Here is a 15,027-nt window from a genome sequence, read left to right as displayed (position 1 = left end):
CTGCTGAAACGTGGAGAACCTGATTGCGCTGCTGGTGGCGGCGCCCCTGCTAGGAGCGGTCGTCCTGCTGTGCGGCGGACGCCGGCTGGACCGCGTCGGCCACTGGATCGGCACGCTGCTGGCCGCCGTGTCCTTCGTGATCGGCGTCGTCCTCTTCGCCGACCTGCTCGGCAGCGGCGCCGAGGACCGCACCCTGACGCAGCACCTGTTCAGCTGGATCCCGGTGGAGGGGTTCCAGGCCGACGTCGCCTTCCGGCTCGACCAGCTGTCGATGACGTTCGTCCTGCTGATCACCGGAGTCGGCTCGCTCATCCACCTGTACTCGGTCGCGTACATGGAGCACGACGAGCGCCGCCGCCGCTTCTTCGGCTACCTGAACCTGTTCCTCGCGGCGATGCTGATCCTCGTCCTCGCCGACAACTACCTGCTGCTGTACGTCGGCTGGGAGGGCGTCGGCCTCGCCTCCTACCTGCTGATCGGCTTCTGGCAGTACAAGCCCAGCGCCGCCACCGCCGCGAAGAAGGCCTTCCTGGTCAACCGCGTCGGCGACATGGGCCTGTCCATCGGCATCATGCTGATGTTCCTGTGGTTCGGCACCTTCGCCTTCGGGCCGGTGCTCGGCGGCCACGGGGAGGCCGGACTGGCGGCCGGGGCGGACGAGGGCAAGCTCACCGCGATCGCCCTGATGCTGCTGCTCGCCGCCTGCGGCAAGTCCGCCCAGGTGCCGCTGCAGTCCTGGCTCGGCGACGCGATGGAGGGCCCGACCCCGGTCTCGGCCCTCATCCACGCCGCGACCATGGTGACGGCGGGCGTGTACCTGATCGTCCGGTCCGGCGCGATCTTCAACGGCGCGCCCGACGCGCAACTGGTGGTCACCATCGTGGGCGCGGTCACGCTGCTCTTCGGTGCGATCGTCGGTTGTGCCAAGGACGACATCAAGAAGGCCCTGGCCGGTTCGACCATGTCGCAGATCGGCTACATGGTGCTCGCCGCGGGCCTCGGCCCGATCGGCTACGTCTTCGCGATCATGCACCTGGTGACGCACGGCTTCTTCAAGGCCGGGCTGTTCCTCGGCGCCGGCTCCGTCATGCACGGCATGAACGACGAGGTCGACATGCGCCGCTACGGCGGATTGCGCAAGTACATGCCGGTCACCTTCGTCACCTTCGGCCTCGGCTACCTCGCCATCATCGGCTTCCCGGGCCTGTCCGGCTTCTTCTCCAAGGACAAGATCATCGAGGCGGCGTTCGCCAAGGGCGGCACCGAGGGCTGGATCCTCGGCGCCTGTGCCCTGCTGGGCGCGGCCATCACCGCGTACTACATGACGCGCGTGATGCTGATGACGTTCTTCGGCGAGGAGCGCTGGCGGAACGCCCCGACGCCGTCGCCGGCCAAGCCCGACGTGGAGCCCGCCGCCGAGACGCGCGGCGCGTACGAGCCGCCGCACCCGCACGAGTCGCCGGGTCTCATGACGATTCCTATGATCGTGCTGGCCGTCGGGTCGGTCGGGGCCGGTGCCTTCTTCAGCATCGGCGACCGCTTCATGCACTGGCTGGAGCCCATCACCGGGCACAGCCACGGCGACTCCCCGATCAGCGCCGGGGCGGTCACCGGGGCGACGGTGGCCTGCATGGTCATCGGCGTCGCCGTCGCCTGGGCGCAGTACGGGCGCCGTCCGGTCCCGGCCGTCGCCCCGCGCGGGTCGCTGCTCACCCGGGCGGCCCGGCGCGACCTGCTCCAGGACGACTTCAACCACGTCGTCCTGGTCCGTGGCGGCGAGCACCTGACGCGCTCCCTGGTCTACGTCGACCACACCGTGGTCGACGGAGTCGTCAACGGGACGGCGGCCTCGGTCGGCGGCCTGTCCGGGCGGATGCGCAAGCTGCAGAACGGCTTCGCGCGCTCGTACGCGGTCTCGATGTTCGGCGGTGCGGCACTCCTCGTCGCCGCGACCCTGCTGATGAGGGCGGTCTGATACCGATGTCCTTTCCCCTGCTGACAGTCACGGCGGCCCTCCCGGCCGTCGGGGCGATCGCCACGGCAGCCGTGCCGGCCGCGAAACGCACCGCGGCCAAGTGGCTGGCGCTGCTGGTCTCGCTGGCCACGCTCGGGCTGGCGATCGCGGTCCTGGTCCGCTTCGACCCCGACGGCGACCGCTACCAGCTCACCGAGTCCCATTCCTGGATCGCGGACTTCGGCGTCCGGTACGAACTGGGCGTGGACGGCATCGCGGTGGCGCTGATCGCGCTGACCGCCCTGCTGATCCCGTTCATCATCCTCGCGGGCTGGCACGACGCCGACCCGCTGGAGACCGGCAGCAGCCGGTGGCGGCCGACACAGGGCTTCTTCGCCCTGATCCTGGCCGTCGAGGCGATGGTGATCATCTCCTTCGAGGCCACCGACGTCTTCCTCTTCTACATCTTCTTCGAAGCCATGCTGATCCCGCTGTACTTCCTGATCGGCGGCTTCGGGGACCGGGCGCACGAGCACGGTGAGAAGACGGCGGCGACCCAGCGGTCGTACGCCGCGGTGAAGTTCCTCCTCTACAACCTGGCCGGCGGCCTGATCATGCTGGCCGCGGTGATCGGCCTGTACGTGGTCGCCGGGAACTTCTCGCTCACCGAGATCGCCGAGGCGCGGGCCAACGGCTCGCTGGACATGGCGACCAACACCGAGCGCTGGCTGTTCCTCGGCTTCTTCTTCGCCTTCGCGGTGAAGGCGCCGCTGTTCCCGCTGCACACCTGGCTGCCCAACGCCATGGGGGAGTCGACCGCTCCCGTCGCCGTGCTCATCACGGCGGTCGTCGACAAGGTCGGCACCTTCGCGATGCTCCGCTTCTGCCTCCAGCTCTTCCCGGAGGCCAGCAAGTGGGCGACGCCGGTCATCCTGGTCCTGGCGGTCATCAGCATCATCTACGGCGCGCTGCTCGCGGTCGGCCAGCGCGACATCAAGCGGCTGATCGCCTACGCGTCGATCTCGCACTTCGGCTTCATCATCATGGGCATCTTCGCGATGACCAGCCAGGGCCAGTCCGGCGCCACGCTGTACATGGTCAACCACGGCATCTCGACCGCCGTGCTGATGCTGATCGCCGGGTTCCTGATCTCGCGGCGCGGCTCGCGGCTCATCGCCGACTTCGGCGGAGTGCAGAAGGTCGCCCCGATCCTGGCCGGCACCTTCCTGATCGGCGGCCTCGCGACCCTCTCCCTGCCGGGCCTCGCGCCCTTCGTCAGTGAGTTCCTGGTCCTGGTCGGCACGTTCACCCGCTATCCGGTGATCGGCATCATCGCCACCCTCGGCATCGTCCTCGCCGCGCTCTACACCCTCGTCCTCTACCAGCGGACGATGACGGGCCCGGTGAAGGCCGAGGTGAACGGGATGCCCGACCTGCGGGTGCGCGAGCTGGTGGTGGTGGCACCGCTGGTGGCGCTGCTGATCTTCCTGGGCGTCTTCCCGAAGCCCGTGACGGACATCGTCAACCCGGCGGTGGAGCAGACCATGTCCGACGTACACAAGACGGACCCCCAGCCTGAGGTGGAGGCGGCCAAGTGAGCGCATCAGCCGTCCACAGCCTGTGGACAACGGCGGCGACGGCGGCCGACCCGATCGCCAAGATCGACGCACCGAAGATCGAGTACGGGCAGTTGTCGCCCGTCCTCATCGTCCTCGGCGCGGCGATCATCGGAATCCTGATCGAGGCCTTCGTGCCGCGCAGGTCCCGCTACTACGCGCAGATGTTCGTGTCCGCCGTCGCCCTGGTCGCGGCGTTCGCGGCGATCGTCGCGCTCGCGGCGGGCGGGTACGGCACGACCAAGGCCGGGATCGCGGCGATGGGCGCCGTCGCCGTCGACGGACCGGCCCTGTTCCTGCAGGGCACCATCCTGCTGACCAGCCTGGTCGGCCTGTTCACCTTCGCCGAGCGGCGCCTCGACCCGGAGCAGCACGGCAACCGCGTCGACTCCTTCGCCGCGCAGGCGGCCGCCGTACCCGGCAGTGAGAGCGAGCAGAAGGCGGTCAAGGCCGGCTTCACCACGACGGAGGTCTTCCCGCTCCTGCTCTTCGCCGTCGCCGGCATGCTGGTCTTCCCGGCGGCCAACGACCTGCTGACGCTCTTCGTGGCGCTGGAGGTCTTCTCCCTCCCGCTGTACCTGCTGTGCGCGCTGGCCCGCCGCAAGCGGCTCATGTCGCAGGAGGCGGCGGTCAAGTACTTCCTGCTCGGCGCCTTCGCCTCCGCGTTCACCCTGTTCGGCATCGCCCTGCTCTACGGCTACGCGGGCTCCATGTCGTACGGCACGATCGCCCAGGTCGTCGACGGCACCGTCCAGAACGTCAGCCCGGCGCTCGCCGACACCATGGGCAACGACGCGCTGCTGCTCGTCGGCTCCGCGCTGGTCGTCATGGGCCTGCTGTTCAAGGTGGGCGCGGTGCCGTTCCACATGTGGACGCCGGACGTGTACCAGGGTGCGCCGACGCCGGTGACCGGCTTCATGGCGGCGGCGACCAAGGTGGCCGCCTTCGGCGCCCTGCTCCGCATCCTGTACGTCGTCCTGCCCGGCCTGCGTTGGGACTGGCGGCCGGTGATGTGGGGCGTGGCGATCGTCACGATGCTGGCCGGCGCGATCGTCGCGATCACGCAGACCGACATCAAGCGGCTGCTGGCGTACTCGTCGATCGCGCACGCGGGCTTCATCCTCGCCGGTGTCATCGCGACCACGCCGGAGGGCATCTCGTCCGTCCTCTTCTACCTGGCCGCGTACTCCTTCGTGACGATCGGCGCCTTCGCGGTCGTCACGCTGGTCCGCGACGCGGGCGGCGAGGCGACGCACCTGTCGAAGTGGGCCGGGCTGGGCCGGAGGTCGCCGCTGGTGGCGGCGGTCTTCGCGGTGTTCCTGCTGGCCTTCGCCGGTATCCCGCTGACCTCCGGTTTCTCCGGGAAGTTCGCCGTGTTCAAGGCGGCGGCGGAGGGCGGTGCGGCCCCGCTGGTCGTGATCGGTGTGATCTCGTCGGCGATCGCCGCCTTCTTCTACATCCGGGTGATCGTGCTGATGTTCTTCAGCGAGCCCCGCCCCGAGGGCCCGACGGTCGCGGTGCCGTCACCACTGACGATGACGGCGATCGCCGTGGGCGTGGCCGTCACGGTGGTGCTCGGCGTGGCGCCCCAGTACTTCCTGGACCTGGCGGGTCAGGCGGGGGTGTTCGTGCGCTGACGCGGCGCTTGCGGCTTTGTGGCTTCACGGCTGTGGTCCGGCACCTCTGCGCAGGGGTGCCGGACCACAGCCGTGTGTGCCGGGCTACTCGCCGACGCGGCGCGGCTTGATGGCGGTCAGGTCCAGATCCATCGGGAAGGGCGCACTCACCTTCATGCGCTCCCTGAAGATGCCGACGCTGGTGTAGGCGCCGGTGGTGGGCTCCAGCTCGAAGGCGTGGACGACGGCGAGGCCCTTCTCGTTCTCCACCCTCCAGTAGTGGGCGATGCCCGCCCGGGCGTACTTCAGGGGCTTGGTCTCGCGGTCGCGGGAGACGGAGTCCGGCGAGGTGACCTCCACCGCCAGCATGACCTCGGTCGCAGGTACACGGGTCTGTTCGAGGCACGTCAATCCCGCTTCCCGCAGGACGATCAGGTCAGCCTCCAACCGGTTCTGCCGGTCCACGTCGATGCTGAACCTGCACAGAACGTCGAGCCCTTGTACGGCGGCTGTGGAGAGCTGCCGTCCGAAGAAGCTCGTGGCCCGCTCGTGAAAGGCCGACTGCGGGCAGGGGAAGACGAGTGCCGCGTCGACAAGTTGCGTGTGCAGGGCAGGCCGGGAAGGCGGTCCAGGTCGTCAGCGGTCCAGCCGCCATCGGGAGGCACCGGCCATTCAAAGGGCGGGGCTTCGGGCGCCAATCTCACTCGTCCTTGCTGATAGGAGGCGGACAGTGCAGCAGGTTGTCGGCTCGTAGCTTTCCGTGAGGGGTGGAGCCTGTGGATAACTCCCGGGCTGTCGGTGCGGACCCCTATCGTTGAGGCAGTGGTCGGGGCAGGACGGACCAGATGGACCGGACAGACCGGACGGGCGAGGCAGTACGTACGGGGGACGAGACGATGGGCGGGACGGGCGTGATCGGCGAGATGGCAGAGACGGCGCAGGTGAGGGACGGGGACAGCGAGGCGCTGGCCACCCTGCACCGGGTCTTCGGATACGACGCCTTCCGCGGCGAGCAGGAGGCGATCGTCGAGCACGTGATCGCCGGCGGTGACGCCGTGGTGCTCATGCCGACCGGCGGCGGGAAGTCGCTGTGCTACCAGATCCCGTCCCTGGTCAGGCCCGGCACGGGCATCGTGGTCTCGCCGCTGATCGCGCTGATGCAGGACCAGGTCGACGCGCTGCGGGCGCTCGGCGTGCGGGCCGGGTTCATGAACTCCACGCAGGACTTCGACGAGCGGCGCGTGACCGAGGCCGAGTTCCTCGCCGGGGAGCTGGACCTGCTGTACCTGGCTCCCGAGCGGCTGCGCCTGGACAGCACCCTCGACCTGCTCTCCCGCGGCAAGATCTCCCTCTTCGCCATCGACGAGGCGCACTGCGTCTCGCAGTGGGGCCACGACTTCCGGCCCGACTACCTCGCCCTGTCGCTGCTGGGCGAGCGCTGGCCGGACGTGCCCAGGCTCGCGCTCACCGCGACGGCCACCGACGCCACCCACCGCGAGATCACCGAGCGGCTGCACATGCCGGCGGCGCGGCACTTCGTGGCCAGCTTCGACCGCCCCAACATCCAGTACCGGATCGTGCCGAAGTCCGACCCCAAGAAGCAGCTCCTGGGCTTCCTGCGCGAGGAGCACCCCGGCGACGCGGGCATCGTCTACTGCCTCTCGCGCAACTCGGTCGAGAAGACCGCTGAGTTCCTGTCGCGCAACGGCGTCGAGGCGGTGCCGTACCACGCGGGACTGGACGCGGGCACCCGCTCGGCGCACCAGTCGCGGTTCCTGCGCGAGGAGGGCCTGGTGGTCGTGGCCACCATCGCCTTCGGCATGGGCATCGACAAGCCGGACGTGCGGTTCGTCGCCCACCTCGACCTGCCGAAGTCGGTCGAGGGCTACTACCAGGAGACCGGCCGCGCGGGGCGGGACGGCCTGCCCTCCACGGCCTGGATGGCGTACGGCCTCAACGACGTCATACAGCAGCGCAAGCTGATCCAGTCCGGCGAGGGCGACGAGGCGTTCCGCCGCCGGGCCCAGTCCCACCTGGACGCCATGCTCGCCCTGTGCGAGACCGCCCGGTGCCGCCGGGGTCAGCTCCTCGCCTACTTCGGTCAGGACCCGGACGGGTCCGCCTGCGGCAACTGCGACACCTGCCTGACCCCGCCCGAGACCTGGGACGGCACGGTGGCGGCGCAGAAGGTGCTGTCGACGGTGGTGCGGCTGAAGCGCGAGCGGGGGCAGAAGTTCGGCGCCGGGCAGATCATCGACATCCTGCTGGGCAAGCGCACCGCCAAGGTGATCCAGTTCGATCACGACCAGCTCTCCGTGTTCGGCATCGGCGAGGAGCTGACCGAGGGCGAGTGGCGGGGTGTCGCCCGGCAGCTGCTGGCCCAGGGCCTGCTCGCGGTCGAGGGGGAGTACGGCACGCTGGTGCTGACCGACACCAGTGGTGAGGTCCTGCGGCGGGAGCGGGAGGTGCCGCTGCGCAAGGAGCCCAAGAAGCCCGCCGCGGCCAAGTCGGCGGGCGGCGGACGCGGCGAGCGCAAGGCGAAGGCGGCCGCCGCCGAGCTGCCCCAGGAGCTGGTCCCCGCCTTCGAGGCACTGCGCGCCTGGCGCGCGGAACAGGCCCGCGAGCAGGGCGTCCCGGCGTACGTCATCTTCCACGACGCCACCCTGCGGGAGATCGTCACCGTGTGGCCCACCTCGGTCGGCCAGCTCGGGGGCATCAGCGGGGTCGGTGAGAAGAAGCTGGCGACGTACGGGGAGGGCGTGGTCGAGGCGCTGGCCGGACTGGAGGGACCGGGCTCGGCCCCGGCGCCCCCGCCCGCCCCGTCGGACGGACCGGGAACCGGTTCGGGTGCGCGGGCCGGCGCGGTCGACTGGCCCGAGCACGAGCCGGAGCCCGAGCCCGAGCCCGACGACTGGATATAGGGGTGGGCGGAGCCTCGCGCCCGCCGCGCGTCACAGCGCACGGGTCGCGTACGCCCTGACGTCGGCGTCCGTGTCGCCCGTGGCCGTCGCGAGTGCCGTCCGGGCGTCCTCGGTGGTGGCCGTGTGCCGGGTCAGGGCGAGGACGGCCGCCTTGCGGACGTCGGCGTTCCGGTCGGCGAGGGCCTTGGCGAGGACGGGGACGGCGCGGTCGGACCCGGCGGCGGACAGCGCGGTGGCCGCGCCCGCCCGTACCTGCCAGGCGGGGTCGGACAGCGCGGTGACCGCACGGGCCGCCAGGTGAGCCGGGCAGCCCGTGTCCGCCAGGGCCGCGAGGGCGGCGCCGCGGACCAGGACGTCGGGGTCCTCGGTGAGCCGGTCGAGGGCCCCGCCGGTGCGGGGCGCCGACCGCAGCGTCCCCAGCGCCTTGGCGACCGCGACCCGCACCTCGCGGGACGGATCACCGGCGGCCGGGGAGAGCGACTCCGCGGCGTCCAGCGACACCAGCCCGCGCACCGCCTCGATGCGCACCGTGGCGTCGGGGTCGCGGAGAGCGGCGGCGAACGTGTCGGCGTGGCCCAGCCGCAGGATGCGCAGCAGGTCGAGTGCGGTGGCGCGGACGACGGGGTCGGTCCGGGCCAGGGCCTCGGCGAGGGGCTCGCCCAGGGCGGGTTCGGGCGTCAGCGTCTCGGCCAGTTCACGCAGGGAGGCGGCCGCGGCGGCGCGCACTTCGCCGTCGGGATCGGACAGGGCGGCGGCGAGCGCCGGGCCGGTACCGGCCGGGACGGTCTCGGTGAGCACGCTGACCGCCGTGCGCCGGACGCCCGGTGCGGGGTCGGACAGGTACGGACGGAGGGCGGCGAGGTCGGGTTCGTTCTCGGCCAGGGCGAGCAGTTCCAGCAGCCTGGGGGTTCCGGCGGCGCCGGGTTCGGCGGCTGCGGTGACCGCGGTGGCCGTGGGGCGGCCCCCGGTGGCGAGGGGCGCGGCATCGCGGTCCCCGGCTGTCGCCACCTGCTCCGGATGCACCTCGCCGAGGTGCCGGGAGGGGCCGCCGACCGGCGTGAACTCGTCGATGGGAACCAGGTAGGGAGCCACGGGACGTGCCGTGAACTCCATCGCACCGGAGGGGGACTTGTGCAGGTCGAGGTGGTGGAACCAGGACGCGTCGTCGCGCTCGGGGATGTCGACGCGCTCGTGGTACAGGCCCCAGCGGGATTCCGTGCGGGCAAGGGAGGAGCGGGCGGCCATCTCCGCGCAGTCGCGGATGAAGGTGACCTCGGCGCAGCGCATCAGCTCGTGCGGGGTGCGGGCGCCCATCGCCGCGATGTCCGTGCGCATCCGCTCGAAGGACTCCAGGGCGAGCGACAGCCGGGCACCGGACTTCGGCGGCGCCACGTAGTCGTTGACGAAGCGCCGCAGCTTGTACTCGACCTGGGGCTGCGGCGGCCCGTCGGGGTTGCGCAGCGGGCGGTAGACCAGCTCGTGCGCCTCGCGCAGCTGCTCCGGCGGCAGTTCACCCGCGTAGGCCGTGTACTGGGCGGCGTCCGCGCCCGCCAGATCGCCGAAGACGAACGCGCCGATCATGTAGTTGTGCGGCACGCAGGCCAGGTCACCGGCGGCGTAGAGGCGGGGGACGGTGGTGCGGGCGTGGTCGTCGACGCGGACGCCCGAGGCGGAGTGGCCGCCGCACAGCCCGATCTCGGAGATGTGCATCTCGACGTCGTGGGTGCGGTAGTCGTGCCCGCGGCCCGCGTGGAAGGTGCCGCGCGTCGGCCGCTCCGTGGAGTGCAGGATGGACTCCAGGGCGGAGACCGACTCCTCCGGGAGGTGGCTGAGCTTCAGGTACACCGGACCCCGGTCGCTGGCGACCTCCGCGGCGAACTCGGCCATCATCTGGCCCGACCAGTAGTCGGAGTCGACGAAGCGCTCGCCGTGCCGGTTGACCTGGTAGCCGCCGAAGGGGTTGGCGACGTAGGCGCACGCCGGGCCGTTGTAGTCCTTGATCAGCGGGTTGATCTGGAAGCACTCGATGCCGGTCAGCTCGGCGCCGGCGTGGTAGGCCATGGAGTAGCCGTCGCCGGCGTTGGTGGGGTTCTCGTAGGTGCCGTAGAGGTAGCCGGAGGCCGGCAGACCGAGCCGGCCGGCGGCGCCGGTGGCGAGGACCACGGCACCCGCGCGGACGGTCACGAACCGCCCGGTACGGGTGTTGAAGCCCGCCGCACCCACTGCCCGGCCCTCCGCCGTCAGGACCCGCACCGGCATCACGCGGTTCTCGATGCGGATGCGCTCGCGCATCTCGCGCCGCCGCAGTTGCCGGTACAGGACCTTCTTGACGTCCTTGCCCTCGGGCATCGGCAGCACGTAGGAGCCGGACCGGTGCACCTGGCGGACGGCGTAGTCGCCGTGCTCGTCCTTCTCGAACTTCACCCCGTACGACTCCAGCCGCTGGACCATGGCGAAGCCGCGGGTGGCGGTCTGGCGGACGGTGGACTGGTCGACGATGCCGTCGTTGGCTCGGGTGATCTCGGCGACGTAGTCGTCGGGTTCGGCGCGGCCGGGGACGACGGCGTTGTTGACGCCGTCCATGCCCATGGCGAGGGCCCCGGAGTGGCGGACGTGGGCCTTCTCCAGCAGCAGTACGTTCGCGCCGTGCTCGGCGGCGGTCAGCGCGGCCATGGTGCCGGCGGTGCCGCCGCCGACGACGAGTACGTCGCAGGAGAGTTCTTCGGCGTCGGTGAGGGCGGGGATCTCCACCAGGGGGCCTTTCAGGTGCCGAGGGATGTCAGGACGTCGCGCCGCAGCGCCGTGCGGGCCGGGTCGTCGTGTGCGGTGCGGTCCCGGGGGCGGGGCACGTCACGCACGCCGGTCAGGCGGCCGGTGCCGAGCAGGGCGACGCGGTCGCCGAGGTACAGGGCCTCGTCCACGTCGTGGGTGACGAAGACGACGGTGGCTCCCGTGCCGTTCAGTACCTCCACCAGCAGGTCCTGCATGCCGGCGCGGGTCTGGGCGTCGAGGGCGCCGAAGGGCTCGTCCATCAGGACGGCACGGGGACGCCCGGCCAGCGCGCGGGCCAGCTGGGCGCGCTGGCGCTGTCCCCCGGAGACGCGGTGCGGCAAGTGCCGGGCCTGGGCGGCGAGTCCGACCCGTTCCAGCCAGGCCGTCGCCTGGTCCCGGCGTTCGGTGCGGGGCAGGCCCTGGACGGCGAGCGGGAGTTCGACGTTGGCGCGCAGGGTGCGCCAGGGCAGGAGGGCGTCCTCCTGGAAGACCAGTGCGCGGTCCGCCCCCGGGCCGTCGATGGGGCGCCCGTCCTGTTCCGCCGTCCCGCCCAGCGGCGGCAGCAGGCCGGCCAGCGTGCGCAGCAGCGTCGACTTGCCGCAGCCCGAGGGCCCGACCACGGTGAGGATCTCGCCGGGGGCGACGTCGACGTCCACACCGCTCACCGCGGCGGCGTCCGGGCGGCCGAGGGTGGCGCCGCGCAGGGTGAGCCGGGTGCCGCGGAGAGCCGCCCCGGGCTCCCTTGCGGTCGCGGTTGCTGTCCGGGTCGCGGTCTCGTTCTCGGTCTCAGTCTCGGACGAGGTGCTCATCGCGTGCCTCCTCGGGACGGGCGCGGGTGTCCTTGCGTGCGGCGGAGGTGCCGGCGGGCGGGGGAGCCGCCCCGGACCGCGAGGTCTTCGAGCGGGCGGCGGTGCCCTGCGCGGTGCGGGGCAGCCAGCGGGTCAGGCGGCGGCCCAGCAGTTCCACGGCCGTGGAGGTCAGCCAGCCGAGCACGCCGATGGTGACCATGCCGACGAAGACGCCCGGGTAGTCGACGACCGTGTAGTCCTGCCAGGTGCGGTACCCCACGCCGTACTGGCCGGAGATCATCTCGGCGGAGATCACACAGATCCACGAGACGCCGATGCCGACCGACAGCCCACCGAAGACACCGGGCAGCGCGCCCGGCAGGACCACCGAGCCGAGGACCCGCCACCGGCCGCCGCCCATGGTGCGGACCGCCTCCTCCCACACGGGCGCCAGCGCGCGTACCGCGTGCCGGGTGGAGACCAGCACGGGGAAGAAGGCGGCGGTGCAGGTGATGAAGACGATGCCCTGCTCGTTGGAGGGGAACAGGAGGATCGCCACGGGGACGAGGGCGATTGCGGGAATGGGCCGGATCACCTCGAGGACCGGGCCGAGCAGGTCCTCGGCCAGCCGCGAGCGGGCCACGAGCACACCGGTGGCCACGCCCAGGACGGCGGCGAGCACGAAGCCGGTGAGGATGCGGGTCAGGCTGTCGGTGAGGTCCGTCCAGTAGTCGGGCCCCGCCAGCCGGTCGGCGAAGGTGCGGGCCACGTCGGTGACGGTCGGGAACTGCGAGAAGCGCAGCCACAGGTCGACGTCCCGGCTGGTCAGCAGCTGCCACAGGCCGAGGGCCAGCGCGAGCGAGGCGATCCGCAGCGCGTATCGGGCGGAGCGGTTCACGAGGCCCGCTCCAGTGCCTCGGCGTACGGGACGACGCGCGCTCCGCCGTGTCCGGCGACGTACGCCTGCGCGGTCTCCGGTGTGACGAAGGGCAGCAGGTCACCGCCGTCGGCCACCCACACCGCCCGGTCGGCGAACCACAGGGTGCCGGTGGTGGTGTCGGGGACGTACGCGGCGCGGATCTCCTCGCGATGTCCGGCCACGTGTTGCAGCAGCGCCGTGGGGGAGGAGAAGGCCAGGGTCTTTTGCGCACCCTTGGGCCAGACCTCGCCGGCCGGTTCCGGGGGCGTGGAGGCGAGCCGCTCGGCGTACCCGGCCGGGCCGAGCGCCTTCTTCACGTACCGGTCGTCGACGAAGGCGTCCACGTCCACGTCGCCGGTGAGCTTCGCGTCCTTGAGGATCGAGACGTCCTCCTTGAGGGCCGCGACGAGCTGCGGCTTGATCGCCGGGTCGAAGGTGGCGATGCCCTGGGCGCCGTTGTAGAGGTAGACGGCCTCCGCGGGCAGACCGGTGGCCTTCGCGACCTTCTCGGCGGCGGCCACGGGGTGCGCGTCGAGGTAGTCGGTCGCCTGCGTCTGAGCCTTCAGGAAGGCCTCCAGTACGGCGGGGCGCTCCTTCGCGAAGTCCTCGGCGGCGGTGACGCCGTGGAACGTGGGCAGGTTCAGCCGCGCACCGTCGTACAGCGCCTTGGCCTTGCCCTGGTGGGCGAGCAGGCCGGGCCAGGCGACGAACTGCGACAGGGCGTCCGCGCTCCCCGAGTCCAGGGCCGAGGCGCCCACCGCGGGCTGCTGGTTGAGCTTCTCGATGTCCTCGGCGGGGTCGAGGCCGGCGCGTTGCAGGGCGCGTACGAGGGTGCCGTCGGCGGCCGAACCGACGCTGGTCGAGACCTTCTTGCCCTTGAGGTCCTTCAGGGAGGCGAGGGAGGAACCGGGTGCGACGACGATGGTGTTGAGGCCGCCGCGGAGGTTGTAGCCGGTGACCGAGACCAGGCGGGTCGGCTTGCCGAGCTGCTTGCCGCGGGCCGCGTTGATGAGCAGGGGGAAGTCGCCCATCGAGCCGATGTCGATCTTCCCGGCGGTCATCTGGGCGGTGATGGGCGCGCCGGTCGCGTAGTCCTGCCAGTCGACCTTGTAGGTGACGCCGTCGCCGAGGGAGTTGAGCTGCTTCTCGAAGTAGCCGAGGGAGCGCAGCAGGGTGCCGGCGGTGACCGTGTTGATCGTCCTCGACTGGTAGCCGACGGTCACGGTGACCGTGGAGCCGTCCCCGCCGGCGGAGGCGTCGCCGCCGCAGGCGGTGACGGAGAGGAGCAGGGCCACGGAGGCAGCGGTGGCGGGCAGGGCGGGAATGGCAGGCAGGGGGAGCGTGGTGCGTTTCGGTTTCATGGGGAGTCGGCCTCTCACCGGAGCAGGTAGGGCATGTTGACCGTGACCGCCCCGGTGGGGCAGCGGGCGGCACACGGGCCGCAGTACCAGCACTCGTCGACGTGCATGTACGCCTTGCCGTTGCGCTCGTCGATGGCGAGGGAGTCCAGCGGGCACATGTCCACGCAGAGCGTGCAGCCTTCGATGCACTTCGACTCGTCGATGGTCACGGGCACGTCGGCCCGCTGGGGCGCCAAAGGCATGGCTGTCTCCAGGGAGGGTGCGCGAAAGGGTGGTGAGGGGGATTACAGGGAACGGTGCAGCAGGCCGCTCATCGCGATGCGGTCGCCGCGGAAGCGGACGAACTCCAGGTCGACGGGGCGGCCGTCGGCGAGATGGGTGAGCCGTTCCAGCATGAGGACCGCCGTGCCGCGCGGGGCCTCCAGCACGGCGGCGGAGTGCGCGTCGGCGGTGACGGCCTCCAGGGTGATCTCGGCGTGGCCGAGGGGCCGGCCGGTGACGGATTCCAGGAGCCGGAAGACGTCGGTGTTCTCCAGGTCGGCGCCGAGCAGGGCGGTGCCGATGTCGAGGGGGAGGTAGGTGAGGTCCAGGGAGAGGGGGACGCCGTTCAGGCGGCGCAGGCGCTCGATGTACAGGACGTCGGCGCCGGGTGGGACGCGGAGGCGTTCGGCGACCGGGGCGGGAGCCGGGACGGGGACCGTGGTGCGGACCTCGTTGGTGACGCGGCCGTGTTCGTGCAGGGTCTCGGCGAGGCCCATCAGGCGGTCCAGCCCGTGGGCGTACTTGCGGGCCACGACCACCGTGCCGATGCCGGGCTGCCGGGCCACGAGGCCTTCGGCGCGCAGGAGGTCGAGCGCCTGGCGGACGGTGTTGCGGGTGGTGTCGTAGTCGGCGGCGAGGGTGGCCTCGTGGGGGAGGGTGCCGTCGGTGAAGGCGTCGTCGAGGAGCTGGCGGCGGAGCAGGTCGGCGAGTTGCCGGGCCCGGTCGGCGCGCAGCCGGCGCCGCGTGCGGTGGGCTGCGACGGTGGTCGCGCCCTGGCCGGCGTGGTCTCGGATGCGGTCGGTGGGCGGCATGGCTGGA

10 protein-coding genes and 1 pseudogene are annotated in these 15,027 nt (G+C 71.6%); 4 read left to right on the top strand and 7 right to left on the bottom strand.

Features of this window, described 5'->3' with window-relative positions; genetic code table 11:
* The first annotated feature begins 10 nt into the window (after positions 1-10).
* From nuoL to nuoN, 3 genes are read left to right on the top strand one after another with little or no spacing between them, the layout of a single operon-like run.
* Positions 11-1,975 carry an NADH-quinone oxidoreductase subunit L gene (gene nuoL, locus Sru02f_RS34820; RefSeq protein WP_109035744.1) on the top strand — a complete coding sequence of 655 codons (1,965 nt, stop codon included), beginning with the start codon at positions 11-13 and terminating at the stop codon, positions 1,973-1,975.
* Positions 1,976-1,980: 5 nt separating this feature from the next.
* On the top strand, positions 1,981-3,552 hold the full coding sequence (locus tag Sru02f_RS34815; protein ID WP_109035745.1) for an NADH-quinone oxidoreductase subunit M: 1,572 nt from the start codon (positions 1,981-1,983) through the stop codon (positions 3,550-3,552).
* On the top strand, positions 3,549-5,207 hold the full coding sequence (gene nuoN / locus Sru02f_RS34810) for an NADH-quinone oxidoreductase subunit NuoN (RefSeq protein WP_109035747.1): 1,659 nt from the start codon (positions 3,549-3,551) through the stop codon (positions 5,205-5,207). Before Sru02f_RS34815 ends, nuoN begins: the two co-directional genes overlap by 4 nt.
* 84 nt (positions 5,208-5,291) lie before the next feature.
* On the opposite strand, the pseudogene Sru02f_RS34805 reads toward nuoN, so the two are convergent.
* Positions 5,292-5,890 (bottom strand): annotated as a pseudogene (locus tag Sru02f_RS34805) (Uma2 family endonuclease).
* A gap of 192 nt (positions 5,891-6,082) precedes the next feature.
* On the opposite strand from Sru02f_RS34805, the gene recQ reads away from it, so the two are divergent.
* Positions 6,083-8,107, top strand: a complete 2,025-nt coding sequence (recQ, locus tag Sru02f_RS34800) for a DNA helicase RecQ (RefSeq protein ID WP_109035854.1) — start codon at positions 6,083-6,085, stop codon at positions 8,105-8,107.
* Positions 8,108-8,137: 30 nt separating this feature from the next.
* Here the strand turns inward: recQ and Sru02f_RS34795 are convergent, their stop codons facing one another.
* From Sru02f_RS34795 to Sru02f_RS34770, 6 genes are read right to left on the bottom strand one after another with little or no spacing between them, the layout of a single operon-like run.
* Positions 8,138-10,858 (bottom strand): fumarate reductase/succinate dehydrogenase flavoprotein subunit, encoded by a 2,721-nt coding sequence (locus Sru02f_RS34795; protein ID WP_109035749.1) that lies wholly within the window; start codon positions 10,856-10,858, stop codon positions 8,138-8,140.
* 11 nt (positions 10,859-10,869) lie between these two features.
* On the bottom strand, positions 10,870-11,688 hold the full coding sequence (locus Sru02f_RS34790; RefSeq protein ID WP_109035751.1) for an ABC transporter ATP-binding protein: 819 nt from the start codon (positions 11,686-11,688) through the stop codon (positions 10,870-10,872).
* Complete coding sequence (locus Sru02f_RS34785; protein ID WP_109035753.1) at positions 11,666-12,565, bottom strand: ABC transporter permease; 900 nt, start codon at positions 12,563-12,565, stop codon at positions 11,666-11,668. The genes Sru02f_RS34790 and Sru02f_RS34785 overlap by 23 nt, the downstream gene beginning before the upstream one ends.
* Complete coding sequence (locus Sru02f_RS34780) at positions 12,562-13,947, bottom strand: ABC transporter substrate-binding protein (protein ID WP_109035755.1); 1,386 nt, start codon at positions 13,945-13,947, stop codon at positions 12,562-12,564. Before Sru02f_RS34780 ends, Sru02f_RS34785 begins: the two co-directional genes overlap by 4 nt.
* Positions 13,948-13,961: 14 nt before the next feature.
* Positions 13,962-14,189 (bottom strand): 4Fe-4S dicluster domain-containing protein, encoded by a 228-nt coding sequence (locus tag Sru02f_RS34775; RefSeq protein WP_030145386.1) that lies wholly within the window; start codon positions 14,187-14,189, stop codon positions 13,962-13,964.
* Between the two features lie 42 nt (positions 14,190-14,231).
* Positions 14,232-15,020, bottom strand: a complete 789-nt coding sequence (locus tag Sru02f_RS34770; RefSeq protein ID WP_109035757.1) for a GntR family transcriptional regulator — start codon at positions 15,018-15,020, stop codon at positions 14,232-14,234.
* Between the last annotated feature and the right edge of the window lie 7 nt (positions 15,021-15,027).

This window comes from Streptomyces rubrogriseus (assembly GCF_027947575.1).
GTDB classification, from domain to species: Bacteria; Actinomycetota; Actinomycetes; order Streptomycetales; family Streptomycetaceae; genus Streptomyces; species Streptomyces rubrogriseus.
The sequence above is the reverse complement of the archived record's forward strand: the minus strand, read 5'-3'. Positions and strand labels throughout refer to the sequence as shown.

What these genes read in the sequence shown, in the direction of transcription:
- Sru02f_RS34770 (WP_109035757.1), bottom strand. Translation starts at nt 15,020, where the DNA reads ATGCCGCCCACCGACCGCATCCGAGACCACGCCGGCCAGGGCGCGACC.
- Sru02f_RS34790 (WP_109035751.1), bottom strand. Translation starts at nt 11,688, where the DNA reads ATGAGCACCTCGTCCGAGACTGAGACCGAGAACGAGACCGCGACCCGG.
- Sru02f_RS34775 (WP_030145386.1), bottom strand. Translation starts at nt 14,189, where the DNA reads ATGCCTTTGGCGCCCCAGCGGGCCGACGTGCCCGTGACCATCGACGAG.
- Sru02f_RS34815 (WP_109035745.1), top strand. Translation starts at nt 1,981, where the DNA reads ATGTCCTTTCCCCTGCTGACAGTCACGGCGGCCCTCCCGGCCGTCGGG.
- Sru02f_RS34780 (WP_109035755.1), bottom strand. Translation starts at nt 13,947, where the DNA reads ATGAAACCGAAACGCACCACGCTCCCCCTGCCTGCCATTCCCGCCCTG.
- recQ (WP_109035854.1), top strand. Translation starts at nt 6,083, where the DNA reads ATGGGCGGGACGGGCGTGATCGGCGAGATGGCAGAGACGGCGCAGGTG.